General features: G+C 37.4%; 17 protein-coding genes. All 17 read left to right on the top strand.

Features of this window, described 5'->3' with window-relative positions; all coding sequences use genetic code 11:
- Window positions 1–27 precede the first annotated feature (27 nt).
- The 17 genes from xerC (at window position 28) to flgG (ending at window position 15,210) form a co-directional block, all read left to right on the top strand.
- Window positions 28–927, top strand: a complete 900-nt coding sequence (gene xerC / locus LBYS11_RS04940) for a tyrosine recombinase XerC (protein ID WP_004229272.1) — start codon at window positions 28–30, stop codon at window positions 925–927.
- Window positions 928–948: 21 nt separating this feature from the next.
- Window positions 949–1,494: an ATP-dependent protease subunit HslV gene (gene hslV, locus LBYS11_RS04945; RefSeq protein ID WP_004229270.1), complete on the top strand. Its 546-nt coding sequence runs from the start codon at window positions 949–951 to the stop codon at window positions 1,492–1,494.
- Window positions 1,494–2,894: an ATP-dependent protease ATPase subunit HslU gene (hslU, locus tag LBYS11_RS04950; RefSeq protein ID WP_103117578.1), complete on the top strand. Its 1,401-nt coding sequence runs from the start codon at window positions 1,494–1,496 to the stop codon at window positions 2,892–2,894. The genes hslV and hslU overlap by 1 nt, the downstream gene beginning before the upstream one ends.
- A gap of 87 nt (window positions 2,895–2,981) precedes the next feature.
- Window positions 2,982–3,761 (top strand): GTP-sensing pleiotropic transcriptional regulator CodY, encoded by a 780-nt coding sequence (gene codY, locus LBYS11_RS04955; protein WP_004229266.1) that lies wholly within the window; start codon window positions 2,982–2,984, stop codon window positions 3,759–3,761.
- A 910-nt stretch (window positions 3,762–4,671) separates the two neighbouring features.
- A complete protein-coding gene (gene flgB / locus LBYS11_RS04960; RefSeq protein WP_048391621.1) occupies window positions 4,672–5,064 on the top strand; it encodes a flagellar basal body rod protein FlgB in 393 nt (130 codons plus the stop codon).
- A 3-nt stretch (window positions 5,065–5,067) separates the two neighbouring features.
- The gene (gene flgC / locus LBYS11_RS04965) at window positions 5,068–5,529 is read left to right on the top strand and encodes a flagellar basal body rod protein FlgC (protein ID WP_054550512.1); all 462 of its coding nucleotides are present in this window, start codon (window positions 5,068–5,070) and stop codon (window positions 5,527–5,529) included.
- 26 nt (window positions 5,530–5,555) lie between these two features.
- Window positions 5,556–5,861, top strand: coding sequence for a flagellar hook-basal body complex protein FliE (fliE, locus tag LBYS11_RS04970; protein WP_004269303.1), 306 nt, complete (start codon window positions 5,556–5,558; stop codon window positions 5,859–5,861).
- 120 nt (window positions 5,862–5,981) lie between these two features.
- Window positions 5,982–7,577, top strand: a complete 1,596-nt coding sequence (gene fliF / locus LBYS11_RS04975) for a flagellar basal-body MS-ring/collar protein FliF (protein WP_048391617.1) — start codon at window positions 5,982–5,984, stop codon at window positions 7,575–7,577.
- A gap of 15 nt (window positions 7,578–7,592) precedes the next feature.
- The gene (gene fliG, locus LBYS11_RS04980; protein WP_008180783.1) at window positions 7,593–8,606 is read left to right on the top strand and encodes a flagellar motor switch protein FliG; all 1,014 of its coding nucleotides are present in this window, start codon (window positions 7,593–7,595) and stop codon (window positions 8,604–8,606) included.
- Complete coding sequence (fliH, locus tag LBYS11_RS04985; RefSeq protein ID WP_103117579.1) at window positions 8,599–9,387, top strand: flagellar assembly protein FliH; 789 nt, start codon at window positions 8,599–8,601, stop codon at window positions 9,385–9,387. The genes fliG and fliH overlap by 8 nt, the downstream gene beginning before the upstream one ends.
- A gap of 5 nt (window positions 9,388–9,392) precedes the next feature.
- Window positions 9,393–10,718: a flagellar protein export ATPase FliI gene (gene fliI / locus LBYS11_RS04990; RefSeq protein ID WP_054550948.1), complete on the top strand. Its 1,326-nt coding sequence runs from the start codon at window positions 9,393–9,395 to the stop codon at window positions 10,716–10,718.
- Entirely contained in the window at window positions 10,719–11,168 is a 450-nt protein-coding gene (fliJ, locus tag LBYS11_RS04995; RefSeq protein WP_103117580.1) for a flagellar export protein FliJ, read from the top strand.
- 4 nt (window positions 11,169–11,172) lie between these two features.
- Window positions 11,173–11,781 carry a MotE family protein gene (locus LBYS11_RS05000; RefSeq protein ID WP_009371153.1) on the top strand — a complete coding sequence of 203 codons (609 nt, stop codon included), beginning with the start codon at window positions 11,173–11,175 and terminating at the stop codon, window positions 11,779–11,781.
- Between the two features lie 26 nt (window positions 11,782–11,807).
- A complete protein-coding gene (locus LBYS11_RS05005; RefSeq protein ID WP_103117581.1) occupies window positions 11,808–13,076 on the top strand; it encodes a flagellar hook-length control protein FliK in 1,269 nt (422 codons plus the stop codon).
- Window positions 13,077–13,078: 2 nt separating this feature from the next.
- A complete protein-coding gene (gene flgD / locus LBYS11_RS05010) occupies window positions 13,079–13,771 on the top strand; it encodes a flagellar hook assembly protein FlgD (protein WP_103117582.1) in 693 nt (230 codons plus the stop codon).
- Window positions 13,772–13,786: 15 nt separating this feature from the next.
- Entirely contained in the window at window positions 13,787–14,155 is a 369-nt protein-coding gene (locus tag LBYS11_RS05015) for a TIGR02530 family flagellar biosynthesis protein (protein WP_048391604.1), read from the top strand.
- An 86-nt stretch (window positions 14,156–14,241) separates the two neighbouring features.
- Entirely contained in the window at window positions 14,242–15,210 is a 969-nt protein-coding gene (flgG, locus tag LBYS11_RS05020) for a flagellar basal body rod protein FlgG (protein ID WP_103117583.1), read from the top strand.
- Window positions 15,211–15,286: the final 76 nt, after the last annotated feature.

The following is a 15,286-nucleotide window of genomic DNA, read 5'->3' on the forward strand; positions in this document are numbered from 1 at the left end:
AATAAATTATTGGTGGTGAATCTTTCTGTGTTAGTTTCGTCCCAAGATGCACTCGAACAGTTCATGCTTTACATCCAAGTTGAAAAGAACTTCTCTGTTCATACAGTGCGAGAATATGAATCAGACCTGCTAGATTTTTTAACCTTTTTACAAACGGAGGGAATCGATGATTTAGCAAGTGTTGAATATATACATGCACGTCTTTATGTAACAAAGTTGTACGATGAGAAAAGGGCAAGGGCTTCTATTTCAAGGAAAATTTCCTCAATACGCTCCTTTTTTCGCTTTCTAAATAGACAGTACGGATTAGATGACGGAGCCTTTCGTTCGCTTTATCATCCGAAAAAAGAATCACGTTTACCTAATTTTTTCTACGAAGAGGAATTGAAACAGTTATTTGATGCGAATACTGGTGATGATTTGAAATCATTAAGAAATATAGCTATATTAGAGCTGTTATATGCAACAGGTATTCGTGTGAGTGAACTGACTTCAATTCAAGTAGAGGATGTAGATTTTCATTATTCGATTATACGAGTAATGGGCAAAGGTCGAAAAGAACGAATCATTCCATTTGGTCAATTTGCGAGTTTAGCAATGCAGGACTACATAGAGCAAGCTCGTCCACGATTGATGAAAAAAACGAATCATCTGCAGTTGTTTGTCAATATGCGTGGTGGGGAACTTACTCCTAGAGGGGTACGTCATATTTTAAACGAAATGATTGATAAGGCCTCACTCCATACGAAAATTTACCCACACATGCTTCGCCATACTTTTGCTACTCATTTATTGAATAATGGCGCAGATTTACGGACGGTGCAGGAGTTATTAGGTCACTCACATTTATCTTCTACACAAGTTTACACACATGTAACAAAAGAGCATCTTCGTCAAACATATATGAATGCTCATCCAAGGGCATAATAGAGCTAAGGAGGAAGGCAGATGGGACAAATTCATGCAACAACGATATTTGCGGTTCATCATAACGGAGGCTGTGCTATGGCTGGTGATGGTCAAGTAACATTGGGAAATGCAGTTGTGATGAAGGGTACAGCAAGGAAGGTCAGACGTCTGTTTAATGGGCAGGTCCTCGCTGGTTTTGCAGGTTCAGTTGCTGATGCCTTTACACTTTTTGAAATGTTTGAAGGCAAATTAAATGAGTATAACGGTAATTTGCAACGGGCAGCTGTTGAGGTAGCGAAGCAATGGCGTGGTGATAAAATGCTGCGCCAGCTAGAAGCAATGCTACTAGTAATGGATAAAACGACTTTATTACTCGTTTCGGGTACAGGAGAAGTGATTGAACCTGATGATGGCATTTTGGCCATTGGCTCTGGAGGCAATTATGCATTGTCTGCAGGTAGAGCATTAAAAAAATATGCAGGTGAAACAATGACTGCTCGTGAAATAGCTGAAGCGGCATTAGAAACAGCTGCTGAAATCTGTGTATTTACAAATCATAATATTATCGTGGAGGCGCTGAACTAATGACACAAAAAAATTTAACGCCAAGACAAATTACTGAGCATTTAGATCGTTACATTGTTGGGCAGAATGAAGCTAAGCGAGCAGTAGCTATTGCGTTACGAAACCGCTATCGTCGTTCGTTGTTAAATGAAGATATGAAGGCTGAAGTTATTCCGAAAAATATTTTGATGATTGGGCCAACTGGTGTCGGCAAAACAGAAATAGCGAGAAGGATTGCAAAGCTTACTAATGCACCTTTTGTAAAAGTTGAAGCTACAAAGTTTACCGAAGTAGGCTATGTGGGTAGAGATGTTGAATCAATGGTCCGTGACTTGGTAGAAGCTTCTCACCGTCTAGTTAAAGAAGAAATGATGGAGTCTGTCAAGGAACAAGCAGAAGAATTAGCAAATGAAGCAATCGTGAAACTTTTGGTGCCTTCTTTACGTAAAAAACAGGCGATGCAAAATCCGTTTGAAATGCTATTTGGTGGGAAAGAACAACCAACAAATGATGATTCATCAGCAGATGATGGAGAAGTTCGCTCGAAGCGTGCTCAAATTGCCATTGATTTACGCAATGGTAAGTTAGAAAATGAGTGGGTTACTGTAGAGGTAACAGAACAAAATCCATCCATTTTTGATGCGTTACAAGGAACTGGGATGGATATGTCTGCGAATAGTGGTATGCAGGATATGCTCTCTAGTTTAATGCCTAAAAAACAGAAGAAACGCCGTGTGCAAGTAAAAGACGCGCGTCGTATTTTAACAATAGAAGAAGCAAATAAGCTGATAGATGCTGATGAAGTAGCACAGGAAGCCATTAATAGAGCTGAGCAAACGGGTATCGTTTTTATTGACGAAATCGATAAAATTGCTAGTAAAGAAGGAAATACTTCGGCGAATGTCTCCCGTGAAGGAGTTCAACGTGACATTTTACCAATTGTAGAAGGTTCTACGGTTACTACGAAGTATGGTGCAGTGAAAACGGATTATATGCTGTTTGTTGCTGCTGGGGCATTTCATATGTCAAAACCATCAGACCTAATTCCCGAGTTACAAGGCCGTTTTCCAATTCGAGTAGAGCTAGAAAAATTAACAAAACAGGATTTTGTTCGTATTTTACAAGAACCAGATCAATCATTAATTTTGCAATATAAAGCACTTTTAGAGACAGAAGGCGTAGAAATTCATTTCACGACAGATGCTATTGAACGAATTGCTGAGATAGCAACTGAAGTGAATCAGGAAACAGACAATATCGGAGCTCGTCGTTTACACACGATATTAGAACGTTTACTGGAAGAACTATCGTTTGAGGCATCTGAAATTGCGCCTGCTAGTATCCCAATTAATGCGGCGTATGTGGATCAAAAACTTGCGGGAATAGTAAAAAATAAAGATTTGTCACAGTTTATACTGTAAGATAAAGCTGATTAGTATCATTCAATAATAAAAACCTTTAGAATATTTAGTAAATACTCTTCGGATTATTTATAGGAGGAACATATAATGAATTTATTAGAAAAAACACGTAAAATTAACTCGATGCTTCAAGCTTCTGCTGGTAAGCCAGTAAACTTTAAGGAAATGGCCGATACATTAGGCGATATTATCGATAGTAATGTCTATATTTTAAGTCGTAAAGGTAAATTATTAGGTATTTCAATTCACCAACAAATTGAAAATGAACGTATGAAAAAAATGTTCGAAGAGAGACAGTTCCCAGAAGAATACACACATAGCTTATTTACGATCTCTGAAACATCATCAAATTTAGATATTAATAATGAACATACGGCTTTCCCGGTAGAAAATAAAGATTTATTCCAAAATGCTTTAACAACAATTGTACCAATCGTTGGTGGTGGTGAGCGTTTAGGAACATTAATCCTTGCTCGTTTATCTTCACAATTTGAAGATGATGATCTAATTTTAGCTGAGTATGGTGCAACAGTGGTTGGTATGGAAATTTTACGTGAAAAGTCGGAAGAAATTGAAGAAGAAGCTCGTAGCAAAGCTGTCGTGCAAATGGCTATTAATTCACTTTCGTACAGTGAGTTAGAGGCAATTGAACACATTTTCGAAGAACTTGATGGTAATGAAGGCTTACTAGTTGCTTCTAAAATTGCTGATCGAGTGGGTATTACACGCTCGGTGATCGTAAACGCATTACGTAAACTTGAATCAGCAGGTGTCATTGAATCTCGTTCTTTAGGTATGAAAGGTACTTATATTAAAGTACTAAACGATAAATTCTTAAATGCTTTAGCAGAAATTAAAATGAAATAAATACTTCTTTTAAGAAGCTAATGAAAGCGTCTATGGTAAACATAGACGCTTTTTATGTTGTTGAAAAAGACCTTTTAGAAAGGTGAGGGGTGCTTTAGGTTTCGTCATGATCCAATCCAGAGATCGTACAATGAATCCGTTAGTCAAACATAAGGAAAAGTGACTTTTCAGACTAGTGATTGTATTTTTTCTTTTAATGTAGAACGGAGGAGTAGAAGGCTAATTGATTCCCGTGTGAGAAAGGGGAGACCTTAAACAGAGCGATAGTTTTGTACTTTAAACTGAGTGAGAGAGAAGTATAGTGGCAAGCAGGTAGTGTGGAATGAAAGCCGTTTTCATCTTTCATAAAATGTATTGTTTTTCAAAACAATGATAGCGTCTATGGTAAATATAGACGCTTTTGTGTATTTTCGAAATTTTAGGGCATTTGTTTTTTTAGAGAATTAATATAAAAACATGGATTTCGTTGCTTTTATCCTAAAAATGTTCGATAATTTGTCACTACAATTAGCATATAAAAAATGCTGATATGTTACTTTTGAATAATGGTGAATAAACTTATAGTCACTGTATAAAAAATACTCCCATAGTGATTAAACTAGTAAAAAGGGACCTTTATTTAAAAGGATTAAAAAAGGCGATAAACCTCATAAAAAGGCATTTTTCACAATAAAATCGTAAACACTGTCGAAATGGTGTAAAATAACTAGATGATTATTAATCTTTACTGAAGCCTAGAGACGCAAAGGATGGGGAAGTTTTGTCATGGTTGAGAGAGAGAAAAAATAGGGCGTATAGACTATTAAAAAGTGACAAAAGACAATAGACACTAGGTATCATCTTAATTACAATTGTATTATTGGATAAATTAACAAGTACATAGATTTTAAATAAAATGAGGTGAACAGTTTTGAATTTATTTGGAGGAACTATTAGTAGCCTGGAAAATGGACTTTCCTATGCCACTTTAAATCATAAAACAATCGCAAATAATATCGCGAATGTCGATACACCTAATTATAAGGCGAAAAATGTTAGTTTTAAGGATATGTTGGAAGAGCAGAAGAGCATAGCTATTTCTGCATACCGCACTGATAATAGACATTATGATTTCACGTTTCGACAATCTACACCAGGTGTCAATATTGTTGAGAACTTGCGATATAGAAACAATGGCAATGCTGTAGATATGGATGCTGAGCAAGCGAAATTAGCAGAGAATCAAATTTATTATAATGCTCTAATCGATCGTGTTAATGGGAAATTAAACACATTGAATACTGTTATTAAAGGAGGTAAGTAATAGATGTCTATTTTTCATGGGATGAATACCACTGCCTCCGCATTAACAGCGCAGCGTTTACGTATGGACGTTATTTCTTCTAATATGGCTAACATGGATACAACTCGCGCTCGTCAAGTGAATGGGGAATGGGAACCATATCGACGTAAGTCCGTGACGCTGTCAGCTCAAGAAGGACAATTTTCTAATTTTTTGAATATAGCACTAGGTAAAAATGCAAAAAGTGGTGTTGGTAATGGTGTGAAAATTACTCGAATCTCAGAAGATCAAGAAACACCTTTCAAACTTGTATATGACCCAACTCATCCAGATGCGAATGCAGATGGTTATGTAAACATGCCTAACGTCGATCCATTAAAAGAAATGGTTGATTTAATGTCGGCTACTCGTTCTTATGAGGCGAATATAACTGTATTTAATGCGAATAAATCCATGCTTACAAAGGCTTTAGAGATTGGTAAATAAATTTAAGTAGAAAGGAAGATACATACATGGCCATTTCGTCCATTTCGCTAATGACACCTACTCAGGTTGTAAATAACACGAATAAACTGAATGCTACACCTTATGAAGCGCAACAAAGCTTCGCGAACTCGTTAAAAGAAGCAATTGCAAAAGTAAATGATCAACAAATAACTTCTGATAAATTTACTCAGAAGCTAATTAAAGGTGAAGATGTGGAGTTGCATGAAGTGATGATTGCTTCGCAAAAGGCAAGCATTACCCTAAACGCAACAATTGAAGTTCGCAATAAGGTGATTGAAGCTTACCAAGAAATAATGCGCATGAGTGTTTAATTTTATTGTAAAGATAAGAAACCTCTTTTCAATATAAATTAACAACCACAAATCAGAGTGGCTCATTATGTTCGCAAATTATTGATGGCTAGGTTATTCACTATAACCGGAGGATTCATAATGAATGAACGATTGACAAAAATAAAAAACGACACCAGTCAATTTTGGACAAGTCGAAGTAAAAAGCAAAAAATAGTTATGATTGGCTCCGTGGTAGGTGTAATCGCACTAGCAGCAATTGTGACATTTTTTGCTTCCAAAACTACATATGTTCCACTTTATAAAGATTTATCAACACGGGAAATTGGACAGGTAAAGGAAGCGCTAGATTCCCAAGGTGTAACCTATCAAATTGCTCCAGGTGGAACATCTATTTTAGTGCCAGAAGAGCAAGTTGACTCCTTATTAGTGCAATTAGCTTCAGAGGGATATCCACAAACAGGATCAATCGATTACTCATTTGCTAATAGTTCAGGATTTGGTATGACTGATAATGAATTTAACCTATTAAAAAAAGCAGCTACTGAAACTGAAATTGCTAAACTTTTCAAAAATCTGGAAGGTGTAAAAGATGCAAAAGTTATGATTACTGTTCCTGAGGAAGGTGTATTCGTAACGGATGTTCAAGGAGAGGCAACAGCATCTATCGTTTTAAATACTGATCCTGGCTATAAATTTACGGAACAGCAAATAACTACAATGTACAATTTAGTGTCAAAAAGTATTCCGAATTTAAAGACTGAAAATATCGTGATCTCTAACCAATTTTCAGAGTACTTTGATCTGAATGCAGCAACAGCTGATGGTACTTCCACAACAACAGCTGAAGGCCAATTACAAATGAAGAAATTGGTAGAACGAGATCTACAACGTCAAGTACAAAATATGCTTGGAACGTTGATGGGACAAGATAAAGTAATGGTTTCTGTCACAACGGATATTGATTTCAAGAAAGAAAATCGTGAAGAAAATCTTGTGACACCTGTTGATGAAGAAAATATGGAAGGTATTGCCATAAGTGCTCAGCGAATTACAGAGCAATATTCTGGTACAGGAGCAGCTGCCGCTGCTGGAACACCTGAAGCTGAAACAACTACTGATAACTTCACAACTTATAATGAAGGTACAGCAGGAAATGGTGATTACGAACGTACGGAAGAAACGATTAATAATGATGTGAACCGTATACGTAAGGATATTCAAGAAGCTCCTTATAAAATTCAGGATATTGGGATTCAAGTAATTGTTGAACCACCGACAGCAACTGACGCAGCGTCATTACCAGACGGTGTTCGAGAAGATATTGAGAAAATTTTAAGTACAATTGTACGTACAACAATTTCCAAAGACGTAGCAGCAGAACTTACTCAAGAGCAGATCGATGAAAAAGTGGCGGTATCTGTACAACCATTATACGGTAAGGCAACAGAGGTAGCTGATGAAAAACCAATCATTCCATGGTGGGTTTGGGTTATCGGAGGTATCTTGTTAGCTGTTATCTTATTACTAGCATTCTTCATTATCCGTTCACGTAAACGTGCGAAGGAAGAGGAAGAGTTAAGTATCCTAGAAGAACAAGAAGAATTAATGGTTGATGATATTAATGAAGAAATTGAAACGGAAGCTACAATGCGTCGTAAGCAGCTAGAAAAAATGGCCAAAGAAAAGCCAGACGATTTTGCAAAGTTACTGCGTAGTTGGATTGCTGAAGACTAACTAGGAGGTTCGGCTGTGTCCAAGAAAGATAAAGAATTAACCGGAAAACAAAAGGCCGCTCTCTTGTTAATTTCATTAGGGCCTGAAGTTTCAGCTTCTGTCTATAAGCACTTAACAGAGGAAGAAATTGAACGTTTAACATTAGAAATTTCAAGTGTTAAAAAAGTAGAATCAAATGTAAAAGAAGAGATTATTGAAGAATTTCACAATATTGCACTAGCGCAGGACTATATCACACAAGGTGGTATTGGCTATGCAAAAACAGTATTAGAAAAAGCACTTGGCGTAGAACAAGCACAAACAATCATCAATCGACTAACATCTTCATTACAAGTACGCCCGTTTGATTTTGCTAGAAGAGCTGATCCAGCGCAAATTTTTAACTTTATCCAAAATGAACATCCTCAAACAATTGCCCTAATCCTCTCTTATTTAGAGGCAGGGCAAGCAGGGGTTATTTTATCTTCTTTACCACAGGAAGTACAAGCTGACATTGCTAAACGTATAGCGGTCATGGAATCGACTTCACCAGAAGTGATTAGCGAAATTGAATCTGTGTTAGAACGTAAATTATCATCAACCGTTACGCAGGATTATACAGAAACTGGTGGTATTGATGCAGTCGTTGAAGTTTTAAATGGAGTAGATCGACAAACAGAAAAAACAATACTCGATGCACTGGAAATACAAGACCCAGAACTTGCAGAGGAAATCAAAAAACGTATGTTTGTGTTCGAGGATATTGTTACACTCGACAATCGTTCCATTCAGCGTGTTATTCGTGATTGTGAAAACGAAGACTTACTGCTTTCAATGAAGGTATCAAGTGAAGAGGTAAAAGATATTATATTCCGCAATATGTCACAACGTATGGCTGAAACATTTAAAGAAGAAATGGAAATTATGGGACCTGTACGTTTACGTGACGTAGAGGAGGCACAATCTCGAATTGTTGCTGTTATTCGTCGTCTAGAGGATGCTGGAGAGATTATTATTGCTCGTGGTGGAGGAGATGACGTCATTGTCTAGAATCATCCGTTCTATTTACACTAAGTCTGATAGCGATAATGTCAAAGAAATACAAATCCGTGATATGTTTGAAGCGATGGAAGAATACCAAGAGGAAGGACCTCCTCAGCATCAATTAACGTTGGATGAAGTCGTGGCAGAGCGAGATCGTTTACTTACTGAAGCAAGAACTGCTTTGCAAGCTGAACGAGAGATGTTTGAACAGGAAAAGCATAGGCACTATCAAGAGATTGAAGATTTAAAGCTAAATTGGGAGGAAGAGAGACCCAATCGTGTTCAAGAAGCTTATGATGAGGGATTTGGACAAGGCTATGAAGATGGCGTGAATAAGGCCACTGATGCAATGGCTCAGTCACTTCAAACAGCGAACGAAATAATGATGTTAGCGAAAGAAAATGCTCAAAAATATATTGAAGATCAAGAAGCGGTAATTTTAGAGTTAGGTTTAACTGCTGCAGAAAGAATTATTGGTACTTCGTTAGAACAGGATAACGAACTATTTGTATCGATTGTGCGTAGAGGGCTGAAAGAAGCTAGAGAAATGAAGGAAATTAAAATTTATGTTTCGCCAGCTTATTATGCTTTAATTACGACCAACCGAGATGAATTAGCAGAAATGTTCCCAATAGACGTACCATTAATGATTTTTGTTAATGAAGATTTGGATAATGAGACAGATTGCTATATTGAAACAAATCATGGAAGAATTATGGTTAGCATCGATGAGCAATTAAATGCACTCAGATTAAAGTTACATGAAATATTAGAGAGTAAGGAATGATCTTGATGAAAGCGGCTCAATTAATTGAACAAATTCCGCATATCCCAACTTTTAAAAAGTTCGGTAGGGTTACTAGAGTTGTTGGCTTAATGATTGAGTCGCAAGGTCCAGATAGTTCTATAGGTGATGTCTGTAAAATTCATGTGGAAACTGTAAATCATGGTCACCAGATTATTTTAGCAGAGGTCGTTGGTTTTAAAGATGAAATAGTCGTCTTGATGCCTTTTACCTCCTTACGTGAAATATCTATTGGCTGCCTTGTTGAAGGAACGGGAGCTCCACTGGAAGTAAAAGTGGGTCCTGAGTTAATCGGCAAAGTATTGGATTCTATGGGGAATCCAATTGATGGCACTCTATTACCTAAAGGTCTCATGACAGTCCCTACAGAACAAGATCCACCAAACCCACTAACTCGTCCACCAATTAATGAAAGGCTTGAAGTGGGAGTCAAGGCTATTGATGGTATGCTAACAGTTGGAAATGGACAACGTGTTGGTATTTTCGCTGGTTCTGGGGTAGGTAAAAGTACTTTACTTGGTATGATCGCAAGAAATACACAAGCAGATTTGAATGTCATTGCGCTAATAGGTGAGCGTGGTCGTGAGGTTCGGGAATTCATCGAACGTGATTTGGGTGCTGAGGGCTTAAGTCGATCGATTGTTGTTGCAGCCACATCTGATCAACCAGCATTAATGCGGATTAAAGGGGCATTTACAGCTACAGCAATCGCCGAATATTTTAGAAATCGAGGCTTAAATGTCATGCTGATGATGGATTCCGTAACACGTGTGGCTATGGCACAACGTGAAATTGGACTTGCCACAGGAGAACCACCAGCACAAAAAGGTTATACGCCTTCTGTTTTTGCGATATTGCCTAAATTACTAGAACGTACAGGCACCAATGAAAAGGGTTCTATAACAGCATTCTATACTGTTTTAGTAGATGGTGACGATATGAATGAACCCATTGCGGATACTGTGCGAGGGATATTAGATGGTCATATTGTATTGGATCGAAATCTTGCCAACAAGGGGCAATATCCAGCCATAAACGTCTTGAAAAGTGTGAGTCGTTTGATGAATCATGTTGCAGAGCCAACTCATAAGAAAGCTGCTGAACGATTAAGAGAACTCTATTATACTTACGACAAATCAGAGGATTTGATCAATATTGGTGCTTATAAAAGAGGAACCTCTAAAGAAATTGATGAAGCAATTCATTATGAACCGCTCATTACTGCTTATCTTAAACAGGGTTACTTAGATAAAGTGACACTAGAACAAAGTGTCAATGAGTTAATAACATTATCGAACGGTGGTGCGAAATAGATGGTCAGTTATGTGTATCGTTTTGAAAAAGTGTTAACCATTCGCGAACAAGAAAAAAACGAAACCGAAATGGCTTATAAGGAATCTGTCCGTTCTTTTGAAGAAATAGCAACAAAATTATATGACTTGCTAAAAAAGAAAGAAGATTTAATTGCATTTCAGCAGGAGCGTTTAATGATAGGTTCATCCATAGATGAAATCCACCATTATAGTCGTTTCATTGATAGTCTCGAAAAAACAATTGCAGATGTACAACAGAAAGTGATACAAGCTCGTGCAAAGATGAATTGGCACGAAGAAAAACTATTAGAAAAAAACTTGGAAGTACGTAAATTTGAAAAAATGAGAGAAAAGGATTTTAAGCATTTCCAACAAGAGCAAGATCGTATAGAAAGCCTTTTTTTAGATGAAATTTCATTACAAACGTATAACAAGAAAGAAATCAGGTGATTTCATGGCAAAGAAAGACAATCGATTAGCAACAGAGTTAGTAGAAGAGCAACCAAAGAAAAAATCTGGGGGCTTTCTTAAGTTTTTTACTTGGATTGTACTGCCGATTATGTTTGTAGTAGCGGTTTTGCTTGTTGTGGCAACATTAATGAATACAAATGTCTTTGATTTAGGAAAAAAGGCAATTGGTAGTTTACCTTTTATCCCCTCAGAAGAACAACAAGCAAAGGATGCTGTCGTTAATAACGACTCTAAAATAGTGAGTTTACAGGCAGAAGTACAAGAAAAAGAAGCAGAGATTACCCAGCTTCAAAAAAAATTAGATTCAACAATAACTGAAAAAGAGAAGCTGCTGACAGAAAAGGAACAGCTTCAATTTGAAATTGAAAAATTAAATCGTGAACAAGATGATGTGAAGCGTGACTTTAACGATATTTTATCAACATTTGATAAGATGTCGCCGAAAGCTGCGGCACCTGTGTTAATCAATATGAGTGATACAGAAGCACTGCGGATTTTAACGAATTTAAAGCCAGATAAATTAGCAGCTATTTTAGAGAAAATGGATGCAAAAGATGCAGCAAAATATACGGAGCTTATGGCTAAACAGTAGGATAATTGAAAGGAGGTGAAAAAATAGTGGATGTAGCGATGATGCAAATGATTAATAAAACAGTACCTACTAAAACTGCAGCAACAAAGTCAACAACAGTTGGTAACGCTGAAGGAAAAATAGGCAGCATTCCCAAGAAAGAAAATTTATCAAATTTTGGTTCTGTTTTTGGGCAAGTATTAACTTCTTCAAATCAAACAACTCAATCATCAAAAACGACTTCATCAAATGAACTTGCGGATTTACAAGCGTTATTAAATGCTGACTCAATGGAGGAAGTACTAGATTTACTCGGGATTTCTCACGATGATGGCTTATTAATGCTTCAACTTGGAGAAGACGGTAAGGCAGTGGCACTGGATGAAATGCTTCATTTAGAAAATATATTAAATGCATTAGGGATTGATGAAGAGCAGCTTCAAAAAATCGTCCAACAGTTACTAGGAGAAGAAAAGGAAGCAAGTGATGTTTGGGAGCTTTTAACATTAGTAGATGCCCAAGCGCCGGTACTACAGGCGAATATAAGCACTGCTTTACAAGGCGAAGGTCAAGTGACACCAAAAGAGGCATCACAACTTCTTCAAGTGTTGAAATTAGTGCAATTAGTAGGGCAAAAGACAGACTTAACAGCATCCCAAGAAGACCTGCTAACGACTGTGAAGAGCCTATTAACGTCATTACAAACGCAGGTAGGAACTTTGCAGGTAACAACAAAGACAACTGTTACATTGCCATTACTAGGCTTCCAGCAAGTTGTTCAGCAAGTCCAAGTAACGAAACAAAGTGATACAAATACAAATGACATGCTTATGCCACAAACTGTACAAACGAAACCAGACACATTTCATGTAACGTTACCAACGGCTAAGCCTGCTCAATCAGAAGCTTTACTAAAAGAAATGCAAGCCATTATCAATCGAGCACAGATTTCGAACGCTCAAGGTATTACACGTTTAACCATAAAATTGTATCCAGAAAATCTAGGTACGGTTCGTATTGAACTTGTACAAAATGATGGTGTCCTTACAGCCCGTTTGCTGGCTTCTACAGCTCATGGACGTGAATTGCTTGATAGTCAAGCACACCAGCTAAAACAGGCATTTGCTCAGCAAAATATACAAGTAGATCGCCTTGATATTGCACAATCATTACAAGATGCCGATCGTCAACAACGTGATCAAAGCTTCTTCAATAATTTCTTTAAACAACAACAGGACGAAGAACAGGATCAAAAAAGTGATGATGAAGATGAAGGAATGTCCTTTAGTGACTATTTAATAAGTGAGGAGGTGTAACAATGGCAGATACTACAACAAAAGTGACAAATACATCCATAACAGATGATCTTTATTACTCAAATTATAGAAAGCCAACGAAGCAAACAGGAAATAGTGAGCTCGGTAAAGACGCCTTTTTACAATTGTTGATTACACAATTACAGCATCAGGATCCTACAAATCCAATGGACGACAGGGAGTTTATTTCTCAAATGGCGCAGTTTTCTTCTTTGGAACAAATGCAAAATATGACAAAGGCAATAGAATCATTATTGTCATCACAGCAACAATCACAAATGATGAACTATGCAACCTTTATTGGCAAGGAAGTCAAATGGCATGAAATAACAGAAGAAAAAGATGAAAAAGGAAATCCTGTGGTAAATGAAGGAACTGGTGTAATTGAATCACTTAAATTTGTAGATGGTAGTGTTGTTTTCAAATTAGTAGATGGAAAAGAAATTTCACCTGGTAATATATCTGGAATTTTAAGTGGAGCTGGCAATCCTAGTTCAAATGGCAATAATAATGTACAAGAATCTCCGTTAGTGCAGGCTAGCCAATTAATTGGAAAGAATGTAACGTATAAAGACGGTGACCAAGAGCTAACAGGACGAATTGTCTCTGTTTCTAATAAAGATGGGGTCATTAATTACGTACTAGACAATGATAAAAAGCTAACAGATAAAGATTTTACAGTTATTAGTGAATAAAGGTGGAGAATAGTGATGGATAAGTTTTCAATTCATCGTGTACCCTTGCATCCATCTATTCGCACAGTACAGCCTAAGCCAATCAATACACAACAATCGTTTAAAGCTCATTTACAGGAAGCGTCTAGACAAGAGCTGAAAGTGAGCAAACATGCACATGAACGTATCATGGAGAGAAAAATTGATATCTCTGAACAAGAATGGCAGGTTGTATCGGATAAGGTATTTGAAGCACACTCAAAAGGTGTCAAACAACCATTAGTCTTGATGGATCAAGCAGCTTTAATTATCAGTGCTAAAAACGCTACGGTAATTACAGCAATGGATCGCACGGAAGCAAAGCAACAGTTATTTACTAATATTGATGGCACAATTGTGCTTTGAAGGCTGGACCTTCTTACGTAAGGAAGCCTTGGTGAGCTGACTGATAGAGGCTCACCCTATATAAAACGAAGGGAGAACGAAAACATATGTTACGTTCTATGTACTCAGGTATTTCAGGTCTTAAAAACTTCCAAACAAAGCTGGATGTAATTGGTAATAATATAGCGAACGTTAATACAATTGGCTTTAAAAAAGGGCGTGTAAATTTTAAAGATTTAATGTCTCAAACGCAGGCAGGTGCATCCGCAGCAACAGCTACGCGAGGAGGAGTGAATCCACAACAAGTTGGTTTAGGTGCCCAATTAGCAGCAATTGATACAATACATGGTGGTGGCTCATTACAAGGGACTGGTCGAGGACTTGACTTAGGGATTGAAGGAGATGGTTTCTTCATGGTCGCCGATGCAAATGGAGCTCCAGACCCTGATAGTGGCTTTATTGATGAAGATGGCTTCAACAATACCCTATTTACTCGTAATGGTGTGTTTTATATGGATAGCAATGGCTATTTAGTTAATGCTGATGGTAAATATCTAGTAGGTGTATCTGCTGGAGATGAAATTGTAATGGAAGCTGATGATGATGGTATTAATCCAGATGAGGCACCAGTTGCCTCAGGTGATGAAGGTGCAAACTTATTCGATGATGATGGGGTATTAACACCTGATGATGGAACTGTTGGTCCAATTCGTATTCCAACAACTGCTAAAGAGATTAGTATAGGAGCAAATGGTACGATTGAATATGTAGACTTAAATGGTAATCGTCAATGGGCAGGACAGCTGATTATGGCTAAATTCCCGAATGCTGGGGGTTTAGCTAAGGTAGGAGGCAACTATTACCAACAAACAGCTAACTCAGGAGCTGCTTATGCACAAGTAGCCACTGTTGCAGGTATGGGTAAAGTAGTACCTGGGACAGTAGAGATGTCAAATGTTGATTTATCAGAAGAGTTTACAGAGATGATCGTTGCACAGCGTGGTTTCCAAGCGAACACACGTATTATTACAACTTCAGATGAAGTGTTACAAGAACTAGTAAACTTAAAACGATAATAAAATAGTCCTTTCAAAACGGACGCTTTAACAAACATATTTTCATATGAGGGAGGGTCGGGCCGGCTCTCATGCT

Source organism: Lysinibacillus sp. YS11 (genome assembly GCF_002896375.1).
Lineage (GTDB): Bacteria > Bacillota > Bacilli > Bacillales_A > Planococcaceae > Lysinibacillus > Lysinibacillus capsici.

Bases quoted from the DNA above. Each gene is read 5' to 3' on its own strand.
- hslV (WP_004229270.1), top strand. From the start codon at position 949: ATGGGACAAATTCATGCAACAACGATATTTGCGGTTCATCATAACGGA.
- hslU (WP_103117578.1), top strand. From the start codon at position 1,494: ATGACACAAAAAAATTTAACGCCAAGACAAATTACTGAGCATTTAGAT.
- codY (WP_004229266.1), top strand. From the start codon at position 2,982: ATGAATTTATTAGAAAAAACACGTAAAATTAACTCGATGCTTCAAGCT.
- flgC (WP_054550512.1), top strand. From the start codon at position 5,068: ATGTCTATTTTTCATGGGATGAATACCACTGCCTCCGCATTAACAGCG.
- fliE (WP_004269303.1), top strand. From the start codon at position 5,556: ATGGCCATTTCGTCCATTTCGCTAATGACACCTACTCAGGTTGTAAAT.
- fliF (WP_048391617.1), top strand. From the start codon at position 5,982: ATGAATGAACGATTGACAAAAATAAAAAACGACACCAGTCAATTTTGG.
- fliI (WP_054550948.1), top strand. From the start codon at position 9,393: ATGAAAGCGGCTCAATTAATTGAACAAATTCCGCATATCCCAACTTTT.
- fliJ (WP_103117580.1), top strand. From the start codon at position 10,719: ATGGTCAGTTATGTGTATCGTTTTGAAAAAGTGTTAACCATTCGCGAA.
- LBYS11_RS05000 (WP_009371153.1), top strand. From the start codon at position 11,173: ATGGCAAAGAAAGACAATCGATTAGCAACAGAGTTAGTAGAAGAGCAA.
- flgD (WP_103117582.1), top strand. From the start codon at position 13,079: ATGGCAGATACTACAACAAAAGTGACAAATACATCCATAACAGATGAT.
- LBYS11_RS05015 (WP_048391604.1), top strand. From the start codon at position 13,787: ATGGATAAGTTTTCAATTCATCGTGTACCCTTGCATCCATCTATTCGC.
- flgG (WP_103117583.1), top strand. From the start codon at position 14,242: ATGTTACGTTCTATGTACTCAGGTATTTCAGGTCTTAAAAACTTCCAA.